Here is a 25,833-nt window from a genome sequence, read left to right on the forward strand (position 1 = left end):
GATGCGCCGGGCGGATCAGACCGCCATGCGCTCCTCGCCGTCCATCGGCTCGCGCAGCACGTAGCCGCGGCCCCAGACGGTCTCGATGTAGTTCTTGCCCTGGCTGGCATTGGCGAGCTTCTTGCGCAGCTTGCAGATGAACACGTCGATGATCTTGAGCTCGGGCTCGTCCATGCCGCCGTAGAGATGGTTGAGGAACATCTCCTTGGTGAGCGTCGTGCCCTTCCGCAGAGAAAGGAGTTCCAGCATCTGGTACTCCTTGCCGGTCAGATGCACCCGGGCGCCGCCGACCTCGACGGTCTTCTGATCGAGGTTCACGATCAGGTCGCCGGTGGTGATGACCGACTGGGCGTGGCCCTTCGAGCGGCGCACGATGGCGTGGATGCGCGCCACCAGCTCGTCCTTGTGGAATGGCTTGGTGAGGTAGTCGTCGGCGCCGAAGCCCAGACCCTTCACCTTGTCCTCGATGCCGGCCATGCCGGAGAGGATCAGGATCGGCGTCTTCACCTTCGCTACGCGCAGCGAGCGCAGCACCTCGTAACCCGACATGTCGGGCAGGTTCAGATCGAGGAGGATGATGTCGTAGTCGTAGAGCTTACCGAGATCGACACCTTCTTCCCCGAGGTCGGTGGTGTAGGTGTTGAAATTCTCGGACTTGAGCATCAGCTCGATGCTCTGCGCGGTCGCGCTGTCGTCCTCGATCAAAAGTACCCGCATCGTCGGTCCCCAGCCCCGCCGGCCGCATCAGCGCGCAGACACGTCCCTATCGTTCGCCCGCCACCGGCCTGTGGACGGGCGCTCCGTCGCTCTTGACGTGGAACGCTATGGATTAATCGTTAACAAAACCTGATTCCTGCCCGCAAGCGTCTCGTTCGAAGTTCCGCGAGCTTGACAGGAGAAACAGCGTTTCCCCGGTCTCGCCCCGACCCCGATTCCGATCCGCCCGCGTCCAGGCCGCTCGCCCCCTTCGGCGTAAGTACTTCCTCCGCAACGATCCGATCCCCGCTGTTGTCCATGGGACACACCGGTACGACTTCGTCGGGCGCGGCCGAAGCCGCCACCCGGATCGAGCCGCTACGAGCCCGTGACCCGCAGTGTTAAGGAGGCCGGTAAACGAAGCGTTGAGAGCCAGGCCGATGACACAGGATCCGGCAAGATCCGTAGCTTCCCTCGCGTCGGCGCAGGCCGCCCTGGAGCGGATCGAGGTGCTGGAGACGTTCGGCCGGGTCGTGGCGATCCGCGGCCTGCTGGTCGAGGTCGCCGGGCCGGTGGCGGCGATGCGGCTCGGGGGACGGGTCGATGTCGAGGGCGCCAACGGCCACGGGCTGGTGCCCTGCGAGGTCATCGGCTTCCAGGGCGACCGGGCGCTCGCCATGCCGTTCGGCTCGCTCGAGGGCGTGCGGCGCGGCTGCCCCGCCTACGTCCGCGACGAATCGGCCGGCGCGATCCGGCCGTCCGACGCATGGCTCGGCCGGGTGATCGACGCCCTCGGGCGGCCGGTCGACGGGCTCGGCCCCCTGGCGCACGGGCCCGACGTCTATCCCCTGCGCGCGGACCCGCCGCCCGCCCACGCCCGCACGCGGGTGGGCGGGCCGCTGGATCTCGGCGTCCGGTGCATCAACACCTTCCTGACGATGTGCGCCGGCCAGCGGATGGGCATCTTCGCCGGGTCCGGCGTCGGCAAGTCGGTGCTGCTGTCGATGCTGGCCCGCTACACCGCCGCCGACGTGGCGGTGATCGGCCTCGTGGGCGAGCGCGGCCGCGAGGTCCAGGAATTTCTTCAGGACGACCTCGGAGCCGCCGGCCTCGCCCGCTCGATCGTGGTGGTGGCGACATCCGACGAGCCGGCGCTGATGCGCCGGAACGCGGCTTACATGACCCTATCGGTGGCCGAGTATTTCCGCGACCGTGGCGCCAAGGTCCTGTGCATGATCGACTCGATCACACGATTCGCCATGGCCCAGCGCGACATCGGCCTTGCCGCCGGCGAGCCGCCGACCGCCAAGGGCTATACGCCGACCGTCTTCTCGGAGCTGCCGCGCCTGCTCGAGCGGGCCGGCCCCGGCGTGGGGCAGGGGACGATCTCGGCCCTGTTCACCGTCCTGGTCGAGGGCGACGACCACAACGAGCCCGTGGCCGACGCGGTGCGCGGCATCCTCGACGGTCACATCGTCATGGAGCGCGCCATCGCGGAGCGCGGGCGCTATCCGGCGATCAACGTGTTGCGCTCGGTCTCGCGGACCATGCCGCGCTCGTGCGATCCGGCCTATCTGCCGGTGGTCCGGCGGGCGCGGCGGGTGCTGTCCACCTATGCCGATATGGAGGAGTTGATCCGCCTCGGCGCCTACCGGGCCGGCTCCTCCCAGGAGGTCGACGAGGCCGTGGCGCTCATGCCGTATCTTGAGGCTTTTCTGGGGCAGGGTAAGGAAGAAGCAACGTCCATCGGCGATGGTTACGCACGGCTCACCGAGATCATCGGCGGGGCCTAGGCACCATGCCTCGGGGCGGCGACGCTTCGGCGAACCACATGGTGCAGGTGGGGGATCCGGGCGAGGCTGCCGTGGGCAGGCTCGCACATGGGCACTGTCCGGGCGTGATCCCGGGCGCGGCCTCAAGCGTTGCGTGGAGTGAGCGTCCTAATGAAATCGCGTGACACGCTGATCCGCCTGCGCCGCTTCCAGGTCGATGAGAAGCGCCGGCGCGTGACCCAGATCGAGATGATGATGGCCGACTTCCAGCGCATGGCGGTGGAGCTCGATCGCGAGGTCGCCGTCGAGGAGGCCCGGGCCGGAATCACCGATGTCGGTCACTTCGCCTACCCGACCTATGCCCGCGCGGCGGCGACGCGCCGGGACAACATGATTCAGTCCGCCCAGGCTCTCGAGGGTCAGCTCGCCGAGGCGAAGGCCGAGCTGGGCGAGGCTTTCGAGGAACTGAAGAAGGTCGAGATCCTGAACGACCGCGAGCGGACCGCCGAGCGCGCGGCCGAATCGGCTCGGGACCAAGCCGCCATGGACGGGATCGGCCTGAACCGCGCCCGGGGCTGAGCCCGGCCGACGGACCGATCGGCAGGCTCCCGCGGCACGAAACCGTCACGATCACCTGACAAGGGGGATCGCGGCGGTGACATGCCGCTTGCAGCGCGTCGCGTGCCGGCGCATCAGGGGCTCTCCCCAGGGCGTCGGTGTTCATGAAGAAGATCAGCGAGTTTATCTGGCCCATGATTGGCCTCGCGGCCGTCGTGGTATCGGGCTACTTCCTCTATCAGGAATTGAAGACCACCTCGCTCTCGGCGATCTGGGCCGCGGTGCTCGCGATCCCGCCGCACCGGATCCTGCTGGCGGCCTTCTCGACCCTGGTCGCCTATGCGGCGCTCGCCTGGTACGACCGGATCGCGCTCCTGCATCTGGGCGTGCGCCACATCTCGTGGCTGTTCGTCTCGCTCTGCTCCTTCACGACCTACGCCCTCTCGCACAATATCGGCGCCTCGGTCTTCTCCGGCGCCCTGGTCCGCTATCGCGCCTACACAGCCAAGGGCCTGTCGGCGGCGCAGGTCGCCGTGCTGGTGGCGCTCTGCTCCTTCACGTTCTTCCTCGGGACGGTGCTGCTCGGCGGCTTCACGCTGGTTTACGATCCGCATCTGCTGGCCCGCCTGCAGGACAAGCTCCCGGCGATCCTGACCAATCCGAGTACGGCCGTCGCCGTCGGCATCGGGATGCTGGCTTTCGTCGCCCTCTACGTCGCCGGTTCGCTTCTGCGGCTGCCGCCGATCAGCCTGCGGAAATTCAAGCTCGAATACCCGCGCCCGGGGATCATGCTGCGCCAGCTCGCGGCTGCACCGCTGGAGCTTCTGGGGGCGGCCGGGATCATCTATTTTGCCCTGCCGGACGCGGTCAATCCGGGCTTCATCCCCGTCCTGGCGATCTTCCTGGCCTCCTTCTCGGTGGCGCTCGCCTCGCACGCGCCCGGTGGCCTCGGCGTCTTCGAGATCGTCTTCCTCACCGCCATGAATATCGCGGAGACCGACGAGGCGCGTAAGAACGCCGTCGTCGCCGCGCTGCTGGTGTTCCGCGTCTTCTATTTCTGGCTTCCGGCGCTGATCTCGGTGATCGTGGTGATCGCATTCGAACGCTCGCGTCTGGCCGCGGCGATCGGCACCCCAGCGAACGGACCGAAGGCGACCGTCGTGCCGGAACCGCCGGTCACCGCTCCTGGCCTCGACGCCCATGAGATGGAGCGGGAGCTCAAGCAGAAGGCGATCTGACCCGCCCTTGAGAATTCCTTCAGGGGGCGCCGTCGCGGCTCGCGTCCGGTCTGGGAAGTCAGCGCACGAAGCCCTGTCGTGCGGGCCTCACCCTTCTGAGGCCGGTCTCCGCGCGGGGTGCAACGGGCTCCCGCGTTCGGCCTGAGGCGATGAGCCGCCGGGCGTTCCGGAGCCCGACGCCGACATCCAGGGGCCGCGATCCGTCCGGTCGCGAGGGAGCGTCTGCGCTCAGATCGAATTCACCGTCCGCAGACGCGCCCGCGGATGGATCTCGGCCTGGCTCATCACCGGTGTCTCCCGGCGGAAGCGCTCGATGATCGAGCGGACGAACGGCCGCGTCTGCGCCGAGGTCACGAGGACCGGCATCTCGCCCTGGCGCGCCGCCATCTCGAAGCGGTCGCGCACCGCATTGACGAACTCGCTGAGCTTCGAGGGCTGCATCGCGAGGTAGCGCTCGTCGCGCTCGCCCACGATCGATTCCATGAACGCCTGCTCCCAGGCCGGCGAGAGGGTGATGATCGGCAGCATCCCGTTCTGGTCCTGGTACTGCGCGCAGATCTGCCGGCCGAGCCTGGCGCGGACGTGCTCGACCACGTCCCGGGGGTTCTTCACCCCGCCCGCCACTTCGGCGATCGCCTCCACGATCGCGCCGAGATCGCGGATCGAGACCCGTTCGGCGAGCAGGAACTGCAGCACGCGCTGGATGCCGGTGGTCGAGATCTGCGAGGGGACGATCTCCTTCAGCAGGTCGGCGTGCTCCTTGGACAGCTCGCGCAGCAGCTTCGAGACCTCGACGTGGTTGAGGAGCTCGGAGACGTGGGCCTTGATGACCTCGGTGAGATGGGTCGACACCACGGTTGCGGCATCCACCACGGTGTAGCCCTTCAATTGGGCTTGGTCGCGCAGGGCCGCGTCGATCCAGGTGGCCGGCAGGCCGAAGGTCGGCTCCAGCATGTGTTGGCCCGGCAGCTGGACCTGGCCGCCCATCGGATCCATCGCCATGAACTGACCGGGGAAGATCCGGCCGGTGCCGGCCTCGATCTCCTTCACCCGCACCACGTAGGCGTTGGCGTCGAGCTGGACGTTGTCGAGGATGCGCACCGACGGCATCACGAAGCCCAGTTCCGCCGCGAGCTGGCGGCGCAGGGCCTTGATCTGGTCGGTGAGCCGGTCCTGACCTTCGCCGTTGACGAGCGCCAGGAGCGCGTAGCCCATCTCCAGCTTGAGGTCGTCGAGCTTCAGGAGGTCGGTGACCGTCTCCTCCTTGGGGGCGGCCGCGGCCGCCACCGCGGCCGCATCCATCGGTACGCCCTGGGCGTCGAGGGGCGGGGCCAGCTTGGCGGTCTTGTTGATGCGCCACGCGGCGTAGCCGGCGCCGCCGCCGAGCAGCACGAAGGGCAGCATCGGCATGCCGGGCAGGAGCGCGATCAGCAGCATCACGGCCGCCGACATGCCCAGCGCCTTGGGGTAATGGGCGAGCTGCTTGCCGAGGGCCTTGTCAGCCGCGCCCCGCACACCGGCCTTGGAGACCAGCAGGCCCGCCGCCGTCGAGACGATCAGGGCCGGGACCTGACTCGCGAGACCGTCGCCGATGGTCAGCAGCGTGTAGCTCTTGGCGGCGTCGCCGAAGCTCATGCCCTGCTGCGCCACCCCGATGATGATGCCGCCGACGACGTTGATGAAGGTGATCAGCAGGGCCGCCACGGCGTCGCCGCGCACGAATTTCGAGGCACCGTCCATGGCGCCGAAGAACGACGATTCCTCTTCCAGCGCCGCCCGCCGGGCCTTCGCGGCCTTCTCGTCGATGAGGCCGGCCGAGAGATCGGCGTCGATGGCCATCTGCTTTCCGGGCATCGCGTCGAGGGTGAAGCGGGCCGCGACCTCGGCGATGCGGCCCGAGCCCTTCGTGATCACCACGAAGTTCACGATGATTAGGATCGCGAACACGATGATCCCGATCACGAAGTTGCCGCCCATGACGAAATGGCCGAACGCCTCGATGACGTGACCCGCGGCGGCGGTGCCCTCGTGTCCGTGCCCGAGGATCAGGCGGGTCGAGGCGAGATTCAGGGCGAGCCGCAGCATCGTGGCGATGAGCAGCAACGTCGGGAAAACGGTAAATTCCAGCGGGTTGTCGATGGACAGGCCGGTCATCATGATCAGCACCGACATGATGATCGACACCGCCAGGAGCAGGTCGAGCAGGACCGCCGGCAGCGGGAAGATGAGGACCGCCAGGATCCCCAGCACGCCTGTGGCGAACAGCAGGTCCGACCGCTTGGACAGCGCGTGGAGGTCGCCGCGCGTCGGCAATGTGAGCTGGCCGAGGACCGTCGTGACGCCCGCCTGTGCCGGCGCGCTCGCCGCTTCTGCCATCGATTCCATCCGTCGCCGTTCCCCTCGGACGGGCCGGGGAGCACTCGGCAAGATCTGCCGGGTGGATGGTTAGCGCGGCGTTAAGATGTGGCGGGCGGTGCCGGGAACCGGGGCTGCCGCAAGCGCTTGATGAGAACCCGTCCGAGCCCTTTGCGGGCTTTCCGCGATGTCGCCACGTCTCCGGGCTCCGACCCGGGTATGTCCGGGAGGATCCGATGGCCGTCCGCATCTTGACCGCCCTGTTCGACCGATACGAGGCCGCTGCAGACGCGGTGGACCGGCTGGAAGCTGCCGGCATCCCCCATGCCGAGATCAGCATTGTCGCGAACCGCCCCGACTCACCCGCTGAACCGCACGCGCCCGGTTCCGCCGTGCCCCACCCGTCGGACGCGGCGGAGTCGGCGGGCACCGGGGCGACGGTCGGGACGGTGTTGGGCGGTGGCGCGGGGCTGCTCGCCGGCCTCGGGTTGCTGGCCATCCCCGGGCTCGGACCGGTGGTCGCGGCGGGCTGGCTCGTGGCCGCCGTCACGGGCGCCGGGGTCGGCGCCGCGGCCGGAGGCCTGATCGGCGGCCTGACGGCGGCGGGTCTCAGCGCCGACGAAGCCGAGACCTATGCGGAAGGCGTGCGACGGGGCGGCACTCTGGTCACCGTTCGGGCCGACGAGTCGCGGGGCGAACGCGTCCTCGCCATTCTGGATCAAGCCGGTTCGATCGACATCGACGAGCGCGCCGAGGATTGGCGGGCACAGGGCTGGACCGGCGGTACGATCGGCCCGGCCGCCCGGTCCACCCGCTGAGGCGAGGATACGTATCCGCTCCGGGCAACTCCGCGGGGCGGGCGTAGGTCAGGTCATCATCTTACGAGCGAACATCGAGGCTCCGAACAGGATTCCGGCGCCCGCCATGATCAGGCCGATCATCAGGAGCCGCCGCGGTTCGGTCGACGATTCCGCTTTCACGGGCTCGACGATCGGGCTGAAGAACTCGATCTGCCGGGCCGAGATGATGCGGGCGCGCTCGTAGGCGGTCAGCACTTGCTGGTAATATTTCTCGGCATTCTTCCGGTCGTTCTCCAGGATCTCGAACCGCGTCAACGCGTCGGACAGCAGCCGCTTCTGATCGGGATCCTGGCTGGCGGATTGCCGCTCGATCCGGGCGATGTTGTCGTCGATATCCTTGATCTGCTGCTTGAGATCCATGATCCGGCGCGAATCGGGACCGAGGTCGCGCTGGCCGATCGCGAGCTGGACCGCGAGGTTGATGCGGGATGCCCGCAGCTCCGCGATCATCTTGATATTGATGTCATTCGTCTTCTGGGCGTCCAGCACACCTTCGCGGTTGCGCAGGTCGCGCATGGCGAGGCGGATCTTGGTCATGCGCTCTTCGGCAAGACGGAGTTCGCGCGCGCTCTCCGCCACGGCGTCCTCGCGCGACTTGACGCTGAGGTCGTTCACCTTGCGCTCGGCCTCCTTCATGACGGCCTTGGCAATGGCAAGCGATTCGTCCGGATCGAAGGCCTCGACCGTGACGGACATGATCCCGGAGCCGCCTTCGACCTCGACGCCGACGCGCCGCTTCCAATAGCGGACGAACTTCTCGATCGGCTTTTCGGGATCGAACCGTGAAAAGTAATCGATCGAATCGCTGCTGAACCACTGGCGCAGCGGTAACTGCCCTTCGAGGATCTCCAGCATCGGCCGGCTGAGGATGAACTCGCGCGTGATCTGTGTATCCTGCGCCACCATCTGGTTCGACGTGCCGGAAGCGGTTCCCCCGGTTTCGGAGGATGTCTTGTCGGACGAGCCGAGAGCCGGTCGGATCGCGAAGCGTGCTTCGGTGACGTAGCGATTCGACGCGATCAAGCCGTAATAGACGGCACCGGCCAAGGCCGGCAGGATGAAACAGATCACGAACAGGGCCGGGATCCAGGGGTCGTTCTTGGTCTGGACCTGATAGGATCGGATCCCCTTCTTGCGATCGGCGAAGCGCGACATGCGCGCGATCTGCCGAAGCGACTCAGTGACCGCCTGTTGACGGTCGGCAGACGTAACCGGCTGTCCCTCTGCCTTCCGGATCTCCATATTCATGGTCTGATTCCCGGCCCTCCCGGCCTAGAAGGTCGACCCGTCACCGGGATCATGACCGCGCCGCAATCCGCACGCCGATCGTCTGTCGCACGGGGAGACGGCAAAAGCATGTCGTTATGGATGCCTCGGCGTCGCCGCCGCGCGCGTCGCGGCGCGGCCTGGTCCGATGGAATCCGCGCGTGCCATCGATGACCACATCGCTGTTGGGCCGGAGGCAGTCTGCCGGATCCAGCCGCCCGGTCGTCCTCGCGGAATGCGTGGCCATGGTGGTGCCCGCGTTCTGTCGGAGTCACACGAAGCCGCGCTTAAGCCGATCTCGCTACGGAAAACCTGCGCTAAGGCGCCGGATCTATGACGCGTCGGCGGAGATCCCGTCACTTATGATCAGCTTCCGATAAAAGCCGATACGGAAATCATTCGGCGTGACGATCCATCAATCGTTGCGGTCCGAGATTAAAGTCGTAATCGAGGCGACCAGAGTGAGACGCGGCGCACTCATTCAGGAAATACTGTCGATACCCGTAGACATACCTGATCGTCGAGCCCGGAGCCCGAAATCCTGAGCGGCGATCATCGGCGTGTCGAAAGCGATCGCGTTCGGAAGGCCCAGGGCGAAATGCCGGGCTGCTCGGCCCGTGTCGAGACCGCCCGCCGGCACTCCGTCAGGGGCCGCGTCTCGCGGTATCGAGTTGAAGAAAAGTTCCACCTGTCACCGCGGGCGTTGACGGAATTCCCCATTTGGCATACCAAATACCAAAGAAAGGGCTGGTCACGGTTCCTTAGCAAGACCGGACTGGAATTTTAACGCCGCTCTTTCGGGCGACGTTCAGGGAGGGTGGCCGCGGATGACGCAGCTTCAGACTTCTGCAATCCGCCTCATCCCTGGCCCGTTGGCCGGATGTCGCCGGTGACGGGCTTGGCGCAGGCGGAGCGTAACGGTTCCGATCTCGCCGACTTCGTCAGGGCTATCGGAGACGCCGTGGTGGTGTCCGATCCGGACGGCGCCATCACCGTCTGGAACGCCGCCGCCGAGCGCATCTTCGGCTTCAGCGCCGCCGAGGCGCTGGGGCAGAGTCTCGATCTGATCACCCCCGAGCGGCACCGGCGCCGCCACTGGGACGGCTATGCCAAGACCATGCGCACCGGCGTCACCCGCTACGGGGCGGAGACCCTGAGGGTGCCGGCGCTCCACAAGGACGGCCGCCAGCTCTCCATCGCCTTCACGGTGGGGATGGTGCGGGACGCCTCCGACCGGGTGACCGGGATCGTCGCCGTGATCCGCGACGAGACCGAGCGCTGGGCCGAAGAGAAGCGCCTGCGCCAACGCGTGGCCGAACTCGAAGCTTCCTCGGATCCGGCCCGCCGGGCGCCATGAGCCCGCCGGACGATCCGAAGGTCCCGATCACCAAACCGCACAGGGAGAACGCCCCATGAGCAAGCCGCTGGAAGGCATCAAGATCATCGACTTCACGCACGTCCAGGCCGGCCCGGCCTGCACGCAGCTGCTCGCCTGGTTCGGCGCCGACGTGATCAAGGTCGAGCGCCCCGGCGCCGGCGACGTGACCCGGACGCAGCTGCGCCACGTCGAGGACGCGGACGCGCTCTACTTCACGATGCTGAATTCCAACAAGCGCTCGCTCACCCTCGACACCAAGACCCAGGCCGGCAAGGAAGTCCTTGAGAAGCTCATCCAAGACTCCGACGTCATGGTCGAGAATTTCGGCCCCGGCGCCCTCGACCGGATGGGCTTTTCCTGGGCCCGTATCCAGGAGCTGAACCCGGGCATGATCCTCGCCTCGGTGAAGGGCTTCTCGGACGGCCACCACTATGAGGACCTGAAGGTCTACGAGAACGTCGCCCAGTGCGCGGGCGGTGCCGCCTCGACCACGGGCTTCTGGGACGGTCCGCCCACCGTCAGCGCCGCCGCGCTGGGTGACTCCAACACCGGCATGCACCTCGCCATCGGCATCCTCACGGCGCTTCACCAGAAGAACAAGACCGGCAAGGGCCAGAAGGTCGCCGTGTCGATGCAGGACTCGGTGATCAACCTCTGCCGCGTGAAGCTGCGCGACCAGCAGCGCCTCGACGCCCTCGGCTACCTCGAGGAGTACCCGCAGTACCCCCACGGCGAGTTCTCCGATGTGGTGCCGCGGGGCGGCAACGCCGGCGGCGGCGGCCAGCCGGGCTGGGTGCTGAAGTGCAAGGGCTGGGAGACCGACCCGAACGCCTACATCTACTTCACGATCCAAGGTCATGCCTGGGCGCCGATCTGCAAGGCGCTCGGCAAGGAGGAGTGGATCACCGATCCGGGCTACAACACCGCCCGGGCGCGCCAGGACAAGATCTTCGACATCTTCAAGACGATCGAGGAGTGGCTCGCCGACAAGACCAAGTTCGAGGCGGTGGACATCCTGCGCACCTACGACATCCCCTGCGCGCCGGTGCTGTCGATGAAGGAGATCGCCGAGGACAAGTCCCTGCGCGAGAGCGGCACCGTCGTCGAGGTGGCGCACCCGAAGCTCGGCAAGTACCTGACCGTCGGGAGCCCGATCAAGTTCTCCGACATGAAGGTCGAGGTGAAGGCGTCGCCGCTGCTCGGCGAGCACACCGATGAGGTGCTCGCAGACCTCGGTTACTCGCCGGAGCAGATCCGGGCGATGCACGAGGCTCGCGCGGTCTGATAGACAGCGCCCGACCTCAGCGTTCCTGAGACAGGACGGCGCTCCCCCAGCGCCGTCCTTTTCATGTGCGAGCCCCGGATCCGATGCGCGCATTCCTGAGCCGTTTCCTGCCGGAGCTGACCCCGATCAGCAAGCGTGAGCGCCTGCGCTCCGCCGCCGGTGCCCTGGCGGGCATCCTGGCGACCGGCCTCGTCTGCCGCGCCGCCCTGGGCTCCGAGGCGCTGCCTGTCCTGATCGCCCCGATGGGCGCCTCGGCGGTGCTGCTCTTCGCCGTGCCCGCGAGCCCCCTGGCGCAGCCGTGGTCGATCCTCGGCGGCAACATCGTGGCGGCACTCGTGGGCGTCACGGCGGGGGCGTGGATCGCCGATCCGTTCGTGGCGGCATCCTGCGCCATCGGGGTTGCGATCGCCCTGATGATGGCCCTGCGCTGCCTGCACCCGCCGAGCGGAGCCGTAGCGCTAACGGCCGTTCTCGGCGGCCCGGCGATCCGCGAGCTGGGCTACGGCTTCGTGCTCTGGCCGGTCGCGGCCAATTCGCTGCTGCTGCTGACGACCGCCCTGCTGTTCAACAACCTGACGGGGCGCACCTACCCGCATCTGCGCCCGGCGGGTCCCAGAACGGCCGATCCGCCCTCCGGCGCCCGGGTGGGCTTCCGGGCCTCGGACCTCGACGCCGCGCTGGAGGATTTCGACCAGCTCCTCGACGTCGACCGCAGCGACCTGGAGCAGATCCTGCGGCGCGTGCAGATGCGGGTCTACGGCCGCCTCTCGAGTCCGATCACCTGCGCGGCGATCATGTCGCGCGACGTGATCGCGGTGGCGCCGGACGCGCCGCTGGCTGAGGCGTTGCGGCTGCTGCGCAGGCACCGGATCAAGGCGCTTCCGGTGACCGACGAGGGGGCACGCGTCCTCGGCATCGTCACGCAGACGGATCTTCTCGACAAGGCCGCCTGGGACCGGTCCGGGCCGCGCCTCGGCCTCGGCCGCCGCCTGCGGCTCACGGCCGAGCGGGGCCGCGCACCCCATGGCTGCGCCGCCGACATCATGAGCGCGGTCGAGCCCGTCGGTCCCGACACACCCATCGCCGTGCTGGTGCCGCGGATGTCGGAGGCGGGGCTGCACCACCTGCCGGTGGTCGACGCCGACGGCCGTCTGGTCGGGATCGTCTCGCAGACGGACCTCATCCCGGCGCTGTTGTCCGAAGCCGACGCGCCCGAGGCGCCGATCTGCGCCCGCGCCTCGGCCCGTACCGCTCTGGCCTGACGCTCACACGCCGTCGGGCGGATCGCTCAAGAAGAAGTCCACTGCCTGGGCCACCACGGCCGGCTGATGGGCGTGCGGCCCGTCATACTCGACATAGGTGACCGGATATCCGGCCTCGCGCAGCGTCGGCACGTGGATCCGGGCGCTCCGGTCGATCGGGATCTGCTCATCCTGCGTCCCGTGCGACAGGAAGATGCGCGGTGCGCCGACCTGCAGATGGACCGACAGGAACCCGGCCGCCGAGACGATCAGGTGGCTCGCCACATCGCCGTTCGCGAGCCCCAGCGAGAGGGTGTAGCTTCCACCGTCGGAATGGCCGGCGAAGCAGAGCCGCCCCGGATCGAGCAGGAACCGGTCCGCCACGTGCGCCAGTGCCGCCGCGACCCTCTCGCGGTCCGGCCCGTGGCCGGCGATGACGATGTCCCAGGTCGGGAAGAGGGATTGCGGCACGAGGAGCAGGAAGCGCGCGGCGCGGGCATGCGCCTCCAGCATCGGCAGGATGCGCTCGGCACTGCCGCCGCCGCCGTGGAACAGAACCACGAGCGGGCAGGGCCGGCGCGGATCGAGGCCCTCGGGAACCACCAGCACCGCGTCGCGCTCGGCGAAGAGGCCGAGGTCATGCCTGCCCGGCGGAAGGGGTTCGCGGCCGGGCAGTCGGTGGCGAAAGTGCAGGCGGCCGGCGAGGTCGGGATCGATCATCGCAGGAACTCGTCGGATCGGTGTTGGATTCGCGTTGTGTGGCTTGCCAGCGGCGCCAGACTCCCTCTCCCGTGCGGGAGTGGGCCGGGGTGAGGGGCGAGGACTCCCAGGACGAGCACGCCATTGAGGCGCGTCCCGGTCGCGCCCTTTCCGGACGGACCTGTTCCCTCACCCTGTCCCTCTCCCGCACGGGAGAGGGGACCCGCGGCTCGGCCTCGAAGCGTGCCGCGCAGTCATGAACGGCCGGACCGCTGAGCGATCCGGCCGGCGTGCAGACATCCCGGTTGCGGGCTTCAGGGGCCCGCCGCCCTCACTTCTTCTTCTTGATGCCGCTCTGCGGGTTGAGGCTGCCGATGTTGCCGCTCTCGCTGCCGGCCGCCGGGTCGATGACGGCGTTGACCAGGGCCGGGCGGCCCGAGTTCATCGCCTCGTTGACCGCGCGGGTCAGCTCGTCCGGCGTGGTGACGTGGTAGCCGACGCCACCGAAGGCTTCCATCATCTTGTCGTAGCGGGAATCCGGCACGAACACCGTCGTGGCGGGATCGCGGCCGGTCGGATCCGTGTCGGTGCCGCGGTAGATGCCGTTGTTGTTGAACACGACGATGCAGACCGGCAGCCCGTACCGGCAGATGGTCTCGACCTCCATGCCGGAGAAGCCGAAGGCGCTGTCGCCTTCGACGCACAGGACCGGCTTGCCGGTCTCGACGGCCGCCGCGACCGCGAAGCCCATGCCGATGCCCATGATGCCCCAGGTGCCGACATCCAGGCGCTTGCGCGGCTGGTACATGTCGATGATGCCCCGGGCGAGGTCGAGGGTGTTGGCGCCCTCGTTGACCAGGATCGCGTCCGGCCGCTCCTTGACGATGGTGCGGAGCGCACCGAGCGCCGCGTGGAAGTTCATCGGCGAGGCGTTGCTCATGAGCTTCGGCGCCATCTTGGCGACGTTCGCCTCGCGCTTGGTCCTGAGCGTCTCGATCCAGTCGGAGGGAGGCTGCTGCCAGCCCTGGCCCATGCCGTCGAGCAGCGCCTGCACGCAGGACGCGATGTCGCCGACCACCGGCGCGACGATCTCGACGTTCGAATCCATCTCGCGGGGTTCGATGTCGATCTGGATGAACTTGGTCGAACCGGGCTCGCCCCAGCTCTTGCCCTTGCCGTGCGACAGCAGCCAGTTCAGCCGGGCGCCGATCAGCAGCACCACGTCCGAGTCCTTCAGCGCCGTCGAGCGCGCCGCGCCGGCCGAGAGCGGGTGGGTGTCGGGCAGGAGGCCCTTGGCCATGCTCATCGGCACGTAGGGGATGCCGCTGGTCTCCACGAGGCTGCGGATCGCCGCGTCGGCCTGGGCGTAGGCGGCGCCCTTGCCGAGCACGATCAGCGGCCGCTTGGCGGATTTCAGGACGTCGAGCGCCCGGGCGATCGCCTCGGGGGCGGGGTGCTGGGCCGGGGCCGGATCGATCACCTTGACCAGCGACTTCTGGCCGGCCTCGGCGTCCATCACCTGGGAGAACAGCTTGGCGGGCAGGTCCAGGTAGACGCCGCCCGGCCGGCCCGAGCAGGCGGCGCGGATGGCGCGGGCGACGCCGATGCCGATATCGGCCGCATGCAGAACCCGGAAGGCCGCCTTGCACAGGGGCTTGGCGATGGCGAGCTGGTCCATCTCCTCGTAGTCGCCCTGCTGCAGGTCGACGATCTCGCGCTCGGAGGAACCCGAGATCAGGATCATCGGGAAGCAGTTGGTGGTGGCGTTGGCGAGGGCGGTCAGGCCGTTCAGGAAGCCCGGGGCCGAGACCGTGAGGCAGATGCCCGGCTTCTGGGTAAGGAAGCCCGCGATCGCCGCGGCGTTGCCGGCGTGCTGCTCGTGGCGGAACGAGATCACCCGCATCCCCTCGGCCTGGGCCATGCGGCCGAGATCGGTGATCGGGATGCCCGGGACACCGTAGATCGTCTCGATGCCGTTGAGCTTGAGCGCGTCGATGACGAGGTGGAAGCCGTCGGTCAGCTCGGGCTCTGCCTCGACCTCGGGGGCGGTGTGGACGATCTTGGCGAGTGCGGTCATCACGGTTTCTCCCGGAGGATCGGTATCGGTACGGGCGGCTCTGGGCGCCGGCTGGCGGGGGATCCCCCACGCTCCCGGAGGAGGGGAGGGCGGGAGATCCGTGAAGGCTGGGCGTCGCTCGGGCGACGTCGTGGGGCGGGGGCCGCTCAGGCCGCCCGGATCGGATGGGCGCCGAGCGCCGCGGGATGCTCCTCCGCGGCGAGGTAGCGGGCCCGCATCGGGCGCAGGATGAACATCGCCATCGCCGCCGCCGTCACGTTGAGCACGATGATCAGCGTGAACACCGCCGACCAGCCGTAGGCCGCCGACAGTAGGCTGGCGAAGGGCACGAGGAACGCCGCGGTGCCCTTGGCGGTGTAGAGCAGGCCGGCATTGCTGGCGGCGTACTTGGAGCCGAACGTGTCGCCGCAGGTTGCCGGGAACAGCGAGTAGATCTCGCCGAACACCCCGAAATACACCGCGGTGGCCAGCACGAAGACCATCGGGATGTGACCGTAGGTCAGCAGCACGATCACCGCCAGCGCCGCCGTCGAGAAGGCGATGAACATCGTGTTCTCGCGGCCGATGTTGTCGGAGACGTAGCCGAAGAACGGCCGCCCGAACCCGTCGAAGATCCGGTCGAGCGAGATCGCAAGCGTCAGCGCCGCCATCTGGAGGCCGAACAGGCTCACCGGCACGCCCGCCACCTGGAAGTCGTGGGCGATCGGGGCGATCTGCGCCGCCGCCATCAGGCCGCCGGAGGCGACCATCACGAACATGGCGTACATCACCCAGAAGACCGGGGTGCGCACCGCCTCGCGGGGGCTGCGGTCGACCTTGGTCTGCGGCAGGCGGGTGCTCTTGCGCTGGACCGGCGAGTTGGTCGACGGCTTGCGCAGCAGGAAGGCGAGCGCGAGGACCACGGCGCCCTGACCGATGCCGAAATACAGGAAGGCGTCTTGGTAACCGCTCGACGCGATCATGCGGGCGATCGGCACCACCGTGATGGCGGCACCCGCGCCGAAGCCGGCCGCGGTGGCACCGGCGGCGAGGCCGCGGCGATGCGGGAACCACTTGAGCGCGTTGCCCACGCAGGTGCCGTAGACCGAGCCCGCACCGATACCGGCGATGACGGCGCCGAGATAGAGCATCGCCAGGCTGTCGGCGTAGGCGTTGATCGTCCAGGCGAGGGCGATCATCACGCCGCCGAACGCGACCACGATCTTCGGGCCGTAGCGGTCGACGAACCACGCCTCGACCGGGACCAGCCAGGTCTCGGTGGCGACGAACAGCGTGAAGGCGAGCTGGATCGCCGCGCGTCCCCAGTGGTAGCGCTGGTCGATCGGGTCCACGAACAACGTCCAACCGTATTGGAGGTTGGCGATCATGGCCATGCAGATCACGCCGAAGGCGAGCTGCCACCATTTCGCCGACGGCGAATCCTGGCGTTCCATCCCTGAGCCTCTCTCTTGGGCGGCGCGGCCTTGCTGTGGCGGCGTCTCTCGTGCACCGACGATCATGCACATCCGTTCTAGGTATGCAATATACCAGCCTGAGACGGACGGGATGAACTGTCAGGGCGGCGATATTATTCCGTTTCCCCCGGCGGAGGAATTGGGCCCCAGGCACCGAGCGTCGGCGCGTCGGTTGGGTGCAGCGTTTCATCGAGCGTGGGAATCGCGGTCGGATCGGCCGGGAAGCCGATGACCGCGCAGGCCGCCTCCCAGTCCGGACCCGCCTTCACCGCCGCCAGGGTGGCCGGATCCAGCGCGGTGATCCGTCCGCGATCGAGGCGCAGGAAGGCACGGCCGGTCTCGGCCTGAACGAAGCGGACGATCGCCATCCGGCGCAGGCATTCGCGCAGGAAGGTGGTGTTGGCGGATGCCGAAAGGTCGGCGCCGTTGAACACCGCCTCGGGACCGCGGGCGAAGATGTCGACCTTCCGAAACCGATCGATGTCGATCAGCCCTTTCACGTCGAGGATGTTGAGGATCCCGTCGGCCCAGAACGCGATGGTGCGCGGGCGCTCGCCCAGCGGCACGCTGTTGTCGAGGAACTCGCAGACCACCTGCTTGTCGCGCGAGAGCGCCCAGTTGAAGAACAGGCGCGGCATGCCGGTATAGGCCTCGACGTTGTGCGCCAGCAGGTCCTCCACCGCCTTGTAGCGGCCGAACATCTCACCCCGCTGCCATGCCCGCTCGACGGTGTCGGCCGGGGGCGTGACCATGAACTGCATGTAGACCCGGTCGCCGAACCGGGTGAGCAATTGCCCGCCGCCGTCAGAGCCGGCCTCGGCCTGAAAGCTGTCGAACCGAAACCGGTCGATGAGCAGGTTCGAGATCCGCCGCTCGGCCGCCTTGCGGGTGACGTAGCGGTCGAGCTTCATGTCGATGATCTCGACCTCGTAGCCCGTCAGCGTCCCGGCATAGCGGGAGGCCTCGCCCAGGCTGTCGTAGTCGAGGAGGTACTTGCGCCAGACGTCGGGTGTGATCACCGCGAAGTCCGACCACGCCATGCCGAGACGTCTGGCGAGGCCGAGCTGGTAGGGACGGATCGTGCTCTTGCCGGAGGCCGAGGCCCCTTTCACGTTCATCACCACCGGGTAGTCCTGCGGCGCCAGCCGGCGATAGCCATGCGCCTCCACCACTGCGGCGATCCAGGGCTCGATCAGCTCGCCGATGCGGCGGCTGCCGTAGCCGTTCGAGACCAGCGTACCGGCGATGGTCCGCATGAGGGATCCGTCGCGGATCAAGGTGTTCTGCCGCGCGATGAGGCCGGACACCACGCTGCGCAGGGCTTCGCAGGCGGCGATCTCCAGGCCGTCGCCGGATTCGGCGGCGCGCCGCTGCCAAGTCTCGAGATGGCGCAGGGACCGGGTCGCGAGATCCTCGCGCGGGGCCACGACCGCCGGGGGGCGGCGTCCGAGGAGCCTATCGAGCCAGCGCGGCTCGGGCGGCGGCGGGGCCGGCGCCTCGTCGAGGATGGCGGCGACCTCACGATCGAGTAGCGCGTCGGCCTCGGCGCGGATCTGGGCGAGGGCTGCTTCGATCTCACTGAGGCGGGGCTCGATGCCTTCGCGCAGGATCGTGGACACGATGGCCCGAAAGTTCACGCCGAGATCGGCATAGACCGCACCGACCGGCACGGACAGGTCCGACATCACGCGGATCAGCACCTCGTGGACGACGAGGCGGCGGGCCCGGAACCGGCTGAGCTGGCGGGCCGGCAGCCCGCAGAGGTCGCTCAGATCCAGGGCGTCGCGCAGCGGCGTCTCGACGTGCTCGGACCGGTAGACGGTCACCAGCGGCAGGAAGGCGGACGGCAGATCGGATCGGACGCCGGGGTTCCACGGGCCGATGGTGGCCGCATCGGGAGCCTGCCCCGCCGCGACGGTCACGGGCGCAACCGCCGTGGCATGACGCGGCCTGTCCGATCGATCCCTCTTATCCTGAAATGCTGGGCAGCAGCCTCGCAGGCGCGGTCCAGGGATCGCGCGGCCGTCCGGAGGCCTCCTGCGAGGCCTCCGTTGCGCTGCGCCATCACACGATGCGGGGATGGGTTGCACGTGCGGGTGCCGCGCCGAGGGTGCGAGCCAAGCCTGCGCGACCCCCGTGGCATGAGTTCGAACTGGCGAGACGCCTTAAAAGATCTTCTGGAACCAGCCATGGGCGTCATTGGTGTTGCCCCGCTGGATGTCCACCAGAAGGCTCCGCAGCCGCTGGGCCACGGGCCCGGCCTTGCCGTTGCCGATTGTGAAGCTCTCCTCGCGGCCCTTCACGGTGCCGATCGGCGTGATCACCGCGGCGGTCCCGCAGGCGAAGGCCTCGGTCAGGCGGCCCTCCCGCACGTCGGTGCGCCACGCGTCGATCGTGTAGGGCTCTTCCTTCACGGTCAGGCCGGCTTCCCGCGCCAGGGTTATGACCGAGTCGCGGGTGATGCCGTGCAGGATGCTGTCCGAGAGCGGCGGCGTCACCAGCGTGCCGTCCTCGAAGACGAAGAACACGTTCATGCCGCCGAGTTCCTCGATGTAGCGGCGCTCAACCGCGTCGAGGAAGACGACCTGCTCGCAGCCCTGGGCCGCGGCCTCGGATTGCGGGGCGAGGCTCGCCGCGTAGTTGCCCCCGCACTTGGCCGCGCCGGTGCCGCCCGGGGCGGCCCGCGTGTAATGCTCCGAAACCCAGACCGTGACGGTGCTGTTCGGGTCCTTGAAGTACGAGCCCACCGCCGACGCGATGGTGATGAACAGGTATTCGGAGGCCGGCCGGACGCCCAGGAACGCCTCGGTGGCGATCATGAATGGCCGGAGATAGAGGCTACCGTCGGGCGTGTCGGGGATCCAGGCGCGGTCGATCTCGACGAGCTTGCGCACCGCGTCGACGAAGGCATCCTCCGGAAACGGTGGGATCGCCAGGCGCTCGGCCGAGTGCCGGAAGCGACGCGCATTGGCGTCGGGCCGGAACAGGGCGGCGCCGCCATCGGCAGTGCGGTAGGCCTTGAGGCCCTCGAAGATCTCCTGCGCGTAGTGCAGCACCGCGGAGGCGGGATCGAGGGGAATCGCCTCGCGGGCCTGGATCCGCGCATCGTGCCAGCCGCGACCGGCCGTGTAGCGCGCCACCACCATGTGGTCGGTGAACACCTTGCCGAAGCCAGGATTCGCCATCAGCGCGGCCCGCTCCTCGGCGGTCCGCGGGGCGGGATGACTTTGGATCTCGAACGTTAGGTCGCTCACGGTCTGGTCCTTATCGACTGAGGCCCTTATGGCGCGCTCCGGCGCGCGAATCTACGGAGCCGGCGCATGACGGTGTCACCGCACATGCGCGTTATTCGGCGGTCGCGGGCTCCGACAGCTGGAGCCGGTGCAAGCGTGCATAGGCGCCGCCGGCCGCGAGCAGGGCGTCGTGCCGTCCGGTCTCGATCACGCGGCCCGATTCCATCACGGCGATCTGATCGGCGTCGCGCACCGTCGAGAGGCGATGGGCGATCACCAGGGTGGTGCGGCCCCGCATCAGCCGGGTCAGCGCCTCCTGGACCAGACGCTCCGATTCGGAATCGAGGGCGGAGGTCGCCTCGTCGAGGAGCAGGATCGGCGCGTCCTTCAGGAAGGCGCGCGCCAGCGCCACCCGCTGCCGCTCGCCGCCGGACAGTCGGCCGCCGCCGGGCCCGACACGGAAGTCGTAGCCCTCCGGGAGGGCCGCGACGAAGTCGTGGGCCGCGGCGGCGCGGGCGGCCGCCTGGATCTCCGCAGGCGACGCCCCGGGCCGGCCGAAGCCGATATTCCGCGCGATCGTGTCGTCGAACAGGACCACCTCCTGCGACACCACCGCCACCGCCGCGCGCAGGGACGCGAGGGTCACCGCGCGGACGTCCTGTCCGTCGATGGTCACGCGGCCTTCGGTCACGTCGTAGAGCCGCGGGACGAGGTTGAGCAGCGAGGATTTCCCGGAGCCTGAGCGTCCGACCAGGGCCGTGACCGAGCCCGCCGGGACCGTCAGATCGATCCCCTCCAGGGCCGGCGCATCCGGCCGGTAGCGGAACCGCACGCCGTCGAAGCGGATCGTCCCGGCGGACACGGTGAGCGGCCGCGCGTCGGGCGCCTCGCGTATCTCGGGCGCCTCGTCCATCACGTCGAAGTAGCGCCTGAGGGCGGCGGCCGCCTCCTGCAGGATGGCGTTGAGGTTCCCCAGCGCCCGGGCCGGCTGCGCGGCGAGCAGCAGCGCCGCCACGTAGCCGGTGAAGTCGCCCACCGTCTTCTCCCCCGCCAGCACCCGCTGCCCGACCAGTACGAGCACCCCCGCCACCGCGATGCCGCCCCCGATCTCCAGGAGCGGGTCGAGACGCCCGCGGGCATTGGCGGCTTTCATCTTGAGGCGGCGCACCTCGTCGAGGGCCTGCGCGGCGCGGCCCTTGAGGTAGGCCTCCATGGCGTAGGTCTTGGCGACCCGGACCCCCTGGAGGCTTTCGGAAATGAGGCTGGCGGTGGCGCCCATCTGCTCCTGCGTCGAGGTCGAGACCCGCCTGAGCTTCTTCCCGATCCGCCCGATCGGTCCGGCCACGAACGGCACCGTGACGCCGGCCACCAGAGTCAGCACCGGATCCATCCAGATCAGCGCCCCCACGAGGCCGATCAGCATGGCGATGTCGCGCAGGAGCACCGTCGAGATGCGGGTCAGCGCTTCCTTGATGAAGGCGAAATCGGTGGTGAAGCGCTGGGTCAGCGCCGCCGGGCTCTCGCGGCCGAGCTGGGCGAGATCGGACTCGATCAGGTGCCCGTAGAGCGCCGCCTGCATGTCGGCCTCGACCCGGGTGACCACCCTGTTCGTCAGAACGGTCTGGCCATAGAGCGCGAAGCCGCGCGTGGCGGTGACGACGATCACCACCAGCGGCCCGTAGGCGATGGCCGCCGCATCCTTGCGGTCGAAGGCGTCGAAGGCGGCCTTGATCAGCGCCGGGTAGAGGCCGGTCGAGGCGCCCACCAGCGCGATCAGCACCAGCACCACGGCAAGGGTGGCCCGGTGCGAGTACAGCCAGGTGCGCCAGAGGCGCGCGAGGAGGGGAGCCGTGTCGCCGCGGAGGCGCGCCATGAAACCTACCAGGTCGGATCAGCGCCGGCCTCGGGCAGGATGCGCGGCGGCAGCGGTGTGCCGCCGCCATCGCCGCGGATCAAGGCCTTTGACTCAGCGGTCGTCGCCGTCCGGGCCGCGGCCGCCCTCCCGGTTGCCCTCCCGGCCGCGATGCCAGCCGCCGTGACCATGCCCGCCCATAGGCCGGGCGAGGATCGTTGCGCGCCGCTTCTGGTCTTGATCGAGGCTGGCGTAGAGCGGCTGGGACGCGTCGGCCAGCTTGCGCAGGGCCTCTCCGCGTGCCGTCGCGGCATCTGCCATCGCCCGAAGGGCCGCTGGGGCATCGTCGCTGAACTTGGGGCGGTCGCGCATCGCCTCGCGGCGCTGCTGGCGCATCTTGGCCATGTCACGGATTGCAGCTTCCACGGGCGGCCACAGCTTCTCCTGGTCGGGGTTGAGCTTCAGGCCGGCATGCAGGGCGGCGATGCGGGCATCCGTGAAGGCCGCCCGATCCTCGGGCGTGAGCGCACTCCAGCGCCCGTGACCGCGGAAGCCGTCGGGTCCATGGTCGTGCGCAACGGCCGCGCTGGCGACACCCAGGCCGAGGGCCCCTGTTACCAGGATGCTCGCTCTCAAACGGCGGGACATGGAATCCTCCATCTTGACGCTCCGGACAGCGTCGGAACCCACGGGGCGCGACGCGTCCGACGCCGCGCATTGGGGACCGGGCATGTATCCCGCTTGTGTATGTAACAATGTTACATTAGTGGCAGGTGCGACCGAAGGCGCGGGAAGGTGGAACGGTGCGGGGCGTGGCAACAACATTCCGGATCGCGGCGCTCGCGGTCCTGTCCGTCTGGCTCGGACTTGGGGTGCCGGCGGTGGCCACCACGCAGACCGTCCCGATCCGGGCGGTTGCGAGCTTCTCGATCCTGGGCGACCTCGTCCGGCAGATCGGCGGTGCGTCCGTGACGGTGACCACCCTGGTCGGACCCGATTCCGACGTTCACGGCTTCAGCCCGTCGCCAGCCGACGCGCGCAAGCTCGCCGAGGCCGATATCGTGTTCGTCAACGGCCTCGGGCTGGAGGGCTGGCTCGACCGGCTGATCCGCGCCTCCGGCACGCGCGCCCCAGTGGTGACCGTCTCGACGGGCGTGTCGCCGATCCCGGCGCAGGACGAGCATGTCCACGGGGAGGGCGGTCACGGACACGGTGAGCACGCCTTCGATCCGCATGCCTGGCAGAGCATCGCCAACGTTCGGATCTACGTGGCGAACATCCGGGACGGCCTCGTGAAGGTCGATCCGGCCCATGCCGCCGCCTATCAGGAGGCCGCGGCCGGCTACCTCGCCAAGCTCGATGCCCTGGAGCGGGACGTCCGGGCAGCGATCCTCCAAATCCCGCCGGAGCGGCGGCAGATCATCACGACCCACGATGCCTTCGGCTATTTTGCGGCGGCCTACGGCTTGCGCTTCATCGCGCCGCAGGGCGTCTCCACCGACAGCGAGGCGAGCCCGCGGGACGTGGCGTCGATCATCCGCCAGATTCGCCGCGAGCGCGTACCCGCGGTGTTTCTGGAGAACATCAGCGACCCGCGCCAGATGGAGCAGATCGCCCGCGAGAGCGGCGCCCGCATCGGCGGGAAGGTGTATTCCGACGCGCTCTCCGGGGCGGACGGTCCGGCAGCGACCTATCTCGACCTGATGCGGTCGAACCTGGCGGCGTTCGACGCCGCGCTCATGCCGAAGTGACCCGATCCGACCGGCGCGGGATCGACTGCGCTGCAGCCGCTCCGCCGAGGGCTGGCCCGTGTCATGGCCGGATGCCGGCTCCGACAGGACGGGATCGACCTTCCATCCCGACGACGTGCTCTGCGGCTGCGCCGATCCTGCCCGGATCACGAGCCGCCACGACTGGCGGTGCCGTCCTCTGTCGCCTTCACGGCGTCGGGCATGACATAGCGTAAACCGCCGGTTAAGAGGCCCCCACTAGCCTTACGAAACGGGTGCCAGCCGATCCTCGTACGCGAGGGCTCAAGGCCTTGGGGCCTTGTGAAAACGCGCAGCTCGGAGATCGCGTGGCTTGGGGGCCTGACCGCTGGCGCTTCTATCGGCTCGTCGCGCGCGAGGCTGCACGCGCGGGCCGCGCGGCCGGAGCCAGCGTCACAGCACCGCCCGACATCCTCGCCCGGATGCGGGTGACCGGACTGGTGATCGCCCCGCAGGACCTGCGGACCTCGGACGCGACCTTTGCGGACGACATCTATGCCGGGCTGTTCGTCTTCGCGGGCCGGTCGCTCGCGGCGAGCGGCGGCTCACCCTTCGACTACGCGGCGCCGTCGCCGGAATGGGCTGATGAACTCTACGGCTTCGGCTGGCTGCGCCACCTGCGCGCCGCCGACACCGCCCTCGCCAGGGCCAATGCCCGCGCCTTCGTGGCCGATTTCATCGCGGGCCGGGGGGACGCGGCGCTCGCCCGGCAGACGCCGGTGGCGGCCCGCCGGTTGATCTCGTTCCTGTGCCAGTCGCCCCTCGTGCTGGAGGGGGCCGATCACGGCTTTTACCAGAACTTCCTCAAGGCGATCGGACGCAACGCGCAGCAACTCGAGCGCGATCTGCGGCGGGGCGTGCCACCGCAATGGCGCCTGAACGCCGCCGTGGCGCTCTGTTACGCCGGCCTGTGCTGCGACGGCATTCAGCCGATCCTGCGTCGAGCGACCCGGATTCTGACACGGGAGCTCGACCGCCAGATCCTGACCGATGGTGGCCACCGGTCCCGCGACCCGCGCTTCGCCATGGATCTGCTCCTCGACCTCCTGCCCCTGCGCCAGAGCTACCTCAGCCGCAGCGTCGAGCCGCCGATGGCGCTGTTGCGGGCCGTCGACCGGATGTTGCCGCTGCTGCGACTCCTGCGCCACCCGGACGCCTCGCTGAGCCACTTCAACGGCATGGGCGCCACGGATGCGGATCACCTCGCGACCCTGCTGGTCTACGACGGCGCGCTCGCCCGGCCGCTGATGCACGCGCCGAACTCGGGCTACGAGCGCCTGGAAGGCGGCAGGGTCGTGATCGTGGCCGATGTCGGCGCGTGCCCGCCGCTGCCCTACTCGGTGAATGCCGGTGCCGGCTGCCTCGCCTTCGAGATGTCGAGCGGCCCCCAGCGCATCGTGGTCAATTGCGGCCTGCCGGCCAGCGGGGCGGATCTGCGCCTCCTCGCCCGTTCGACGCCGGCCCACTCCACGGCCTCGGTCGCCCACAGCTCGTCGTGCCGGTTCCTCACCCGTACCGGGTGGTGGGGCGAACGGCTCCTGGCCGATTGGCTGATTCGCCGGCGCGGGCCCGTGGTGCTGAGCGGGCCCTCGGCGGTGGCCGCCGAGCGCGCCGAGGAGGCCGACAGCGTCGTCCTCGCGGCCCGGCACAACGGCTACGCGCCCGATTTCGGTATCGTGCACGAGCGCCGCTGGCAGCTGTTCCACGCGTCGGTGCGGCTGGAGGGCCGCGACGCCTTCCTGCGCCAGGGCAAGGCGCAAAGCCGGGGGCGGCGGTTGCGCCCGCAGGATGTGGCGATCCGCTTCCATCTCCATCCCGGCATCGCGGTGCGCGGCATCCCGGACGGGCTTGAACTCGCCTCGGCGCTCGGCGAGGTCTGGGTGTTCCGCGCCGAGAACGCCGAGATCGCCATCGAGGAGAGCGTCTACTTCTCGGGCCTGACGGGGCCGCGCCGCACCGACCAGATCGTGCTGCACCTGCGCGTCTCCGAGGACGTGGAGGTCCGCTGGAGCTTCGAGCGTCAGGCGTCCGCACCGCTGCGCGGGGTGGCACCCTGAGGGAGCCGGCTGGCCGGGCTCACCGTTTCCATGCTACCGCGCC

General features: G+C 69.0%; 19 protein-coding genes. 9 read left to right on the forward strand and 10 right to left on the reverse strand.

The window, feature by feature from the left end; translation table 11 throughout:
- Positions 1-15 precede the first annotated feature (15 nt).
- Positions 16-717, reverse strand: coding sequence for a response regulator transcription factor CtrA (gene ctrA, locus MCBMB27_RS23800; RefSeq protein ID WP_010683835.1), 702 nt, complete (start codon positions 715-717; stop codon positions 16-18).
- Between the two features lie 419 nt (positions 718-1,136).
- Between ctrA and fliI the strand changes: the two genes are divergently transcribed.
- The 3 genes from fliI (at position 1,137) to MCBMB27_RS23815 (ending at position 4,264) form a co-directional block, all read left to right on the forward strand.
- On the forward strand, positions 1,137-2,489 hold the full coding sequence (gene fliI / locus MCBMB27_RS23805; protein ID WP_043381683.1) for a flagellar protein export ATPase FliI: 1,353 nt from the start codon (positions 1,137-1,139) through the stop codon (positions 2,487-2,489).
- A gap of 150 nt (positions 2,490-2,639) precedes the next feature.
- The gene (fliJ, locus tag MCBMB27_RS23810) at positions 2,640-3,047 is read left to right on the forward strand and encodes a flagellar export protein FliJ (protein ID WP_012322462.1); all 408 of its coding nucleotides are present in this window, start codon (positions 2,640-2,642) and stop codon (positions 3,045-3,047) included.
- A 143-nt stretch (positions 3,048-3,190) separates the two neighbouring features.
- Complete coding sequence (locus MCBMB27_RS23815; RefSeq protein WP_043350518.1) at positions 3,191-4,264, forward strand: lysylphosphatidylglycerol synthase domain-containing protein; 1,074 nt, start codon at positions 3,191-3,193, stop codon at positions 4,262-4,264.
- A gap of 228 nt (positions 4,265-4,492) precedes the next feature.
- On the opposite strand, the gene flhA is transcribed toward MCBMB27_RS23815, so the two are convergent.
- Positions 4,493-6,640, reverse strand: a complete 2,148-nt coding sequence (gene flhA / locus MCBMB27_RS23820; protein ID WP_043350527.1) for a flagellar biosynthesis protein FlhA — start codon at positions 6,638-6,640, stop codon at positions 4,493-4,495.
- A 215-nt stretch (positions 6,641-6,855) separates the two neighbouring features.
- Between flhA and MCBMB27_RS23825 the strand changes: the two genes are divergently transcribed.
- The gene (locus MCBMB27_RS23825; RefSeq protein WP_043381681.1) at positions 6,856-7,437 is read left to right on the forward strand and encodes a hypothetical protein; all 582 of its coding nucleotides are present in this window, start codon (positions 6,856-6,858) and stop codon (positions 7,435-7,437) included.
- A gap of 48 nt (positions 7,438-7,485) precedes the next feature.
- Here the strand turns inward: MCBMB27_RS23825 and MCBMB27_RS23830 are convergent, their stop codons facing one another.
- Positions 7,486-8,727, reverse strand: coding sequence for a KpsE/RkpR family capsule polysaccharide export protein (locus MCBMB27_RS23830; RefSeq protein ID WP_075381424.1), 1,242 nt, complete (start codon positions 8,725-8,727; stop codon positions 7,486-7,488).
- A 907-nt stretch (positions 8,728-9,634) separates the two neighbouring features.
- Here MCBMB27_RS23830 and MCBMB27_RS23835 point away from each other — a divergent pair.
- The 3 genes from MCBMB27_RS23835 (at position 9,635) to MCBMB27_RS23845 (ending at position 12,670) form a co-directional block, all read left to right on the forward strand.
- Positions 9,635-10,102, forward strand: coding sequence for a PAS domain-containing protein (locus MCBMB27_RS23835; protein ID WP_374701349.1), 468 nt, complete (start codon positions 9,635-9,637; stop codon positions 10,100-10,102).
- Positions 10,103-10,157: 55 nt separating this feature from the next.
- Complete coding sequence (frc, locus tag MCBMB27_RS23840) at positions 10,158-11,408, forward strand: formyl-CoA transferase (protein ID WP_043353710.1); 1,251 nt, start codon at positions 10,158-10,160, stop codon at positions 11,406-11,408.
- 83 nt (positions 11,409-11,491) lie between these two features.
- On the forward strand, positions 11,492-12,670 hold the full coding sequence (locus tag MCBMB27_RS23845) for an HPP family protein (RefSeq protein ID WP_075381425.1): 1,179 nt from the start codon (positions 11,492-11,494) through the stop codon (positions 12,668-12,670).
- Between the two features lie 3 nt (positions 12,671-12,673).
- On the opposite strand, the gene MCBMB27_RS23850 is transcribed toward MCBMB27_RS23845, so the two are convergent.
- The 7 genes from MCBMB27_RS23850 to MCBMB27_RS23880 all read right to left on the reverse strand — a co-directional run bounded on the left by MCBMB27_RS23850 (position 12,674) and on the right by MCBMB27_RS23880 (position 22,612).
- Positions 12,674-13,369 (reverse strand): alpha/beta hydrolase, encoded by a 696-nt coding sequence (locus tag MCBMB27_RS23850; RefSeq protein ID WP_075381426.1) that lies wholly within the window; start codon positions 13,367-13,369, stop codon positions 12,674-12,676.
- 310 nt (positions 13,370-13,679) lie between these two features.
- The gene (oxc, locus tag MCBMB27_RS23855) at positions 13,680-15,425 is read right to left on the reverse strand and encodes an oxalyl-CoA decarboxylase (RefSeq protein WP_075381427.1); all 1,746 of its coding nucleotides are present in this window, start codon (positions 15,423-15,425) and stop codon (positions 13,680-13,682) included.
- A 146-nt stretch (positions 15,426-15,571) separates the two neighbouring features.
- Positions 15,572-16,858: an oxalate/formate MFS antiporter gene (gene oxlT, locus MCBMB27_RS23860; protein WP_075381428.1), complete on the reverse strand. Its 1,287-nt coding sequence runs from the start codon at positions 16,856-16,858 to the stop codon at positions 15,572-15,574.
- 134 nt (positions 16,859-16,992) lie between these two features.
- On the reverse strand, positions 16,993-18,801 hold the full coding sequence (locus MCBMB27_RS23865) for a DEAD/DEAH box helicase family protein (RefSeq protein ID WP_075381429.1): 1,809 nt from the start codon (positions 18,799-18,801) through the stop codon (positions 16,993-16,995).
- A 243-nt stretch (positions 18,802-19,044) separates the two neighbouring features.
- Entirely contained in the window at positions 19,045-20,133 is a 1,089-nt protein-coding gene (locus MCBMB27_RS23870; RefSeq protein WP_043353724.1) for a branched-chain amino acid aminotransferase, read from the reverse strand.
- Positions 20,134-20,224: 91 nt separating this feature from the next.
- A complete protein-coding gene (locus MCBMB27_RS23875; RefSeq protein WP_075381430.1) occupies positions 20,225-21,985 on the reverse strand; it encodes an ABC transporter ATP-binding protein in 1,761 nt (586 codons plus the stop codon).
- 93 nt (positions 21,986-22,078) lie between these two features.
- Positions 22,079-22,612 carry a Spy/CpxP family protein refolding chaperone gene (locus MCBMB27_RS23880; RefSeq protein ID WP_075382086.1) on the reverse strand — a complete coding sequence of 178 codons (534 nt, stop codon included), beginning with the start codon at positions 22,610-22,612 and terminating at the stop codon, positions 22,079-22,081.
- 164 nt (positions 22,613-22,776) lie between these two features.
- Here MCBMB27_RS23880 and MCBMB27_RS23885 point away from each other — a divergent pair, with 164 nt between their 5' ends.
- Together MCBMB27_RS23885 and MCBMB27_RS23890 are read left to right on the forward strand one after the other, a co-directional pair.
- A complete protein-coding gene (locus MCBMB27_RS23885; protein WP_083683691.1) occupies positions 22,777-23,715 on the forward strand; it encodes a metal ABC transporter solute-binding protein, Zn/Mn family in 939 nt (312 codons plus the stop codon).
- Positions 23,716-24,041: 326 nt separating this feature from the next.
- On the forward strand, positions 24,042-25,790 hold the full coding sequence (locus tag MCBMB27_RS23890; protein WP_043353729.1) for a heparinase II/III family protein: 1,749 nt from the start codon (positions 24,042-24,044) through the stop codon (positions 25,788-25,790).
- The last annotated feature ends 43 nt before the right edge of the window (positions 25,791-25,833 follow it).

The organism is Methylobacterium phyllosphaerae (assembly GCF_001936175.1).
GTDB lineage: Bacteria > Pseudomonadota > Alphaproteobacteria > Rhizobiales > Beijerinckiaceae > Methylobacterium > Methylobacterium fujisawaense.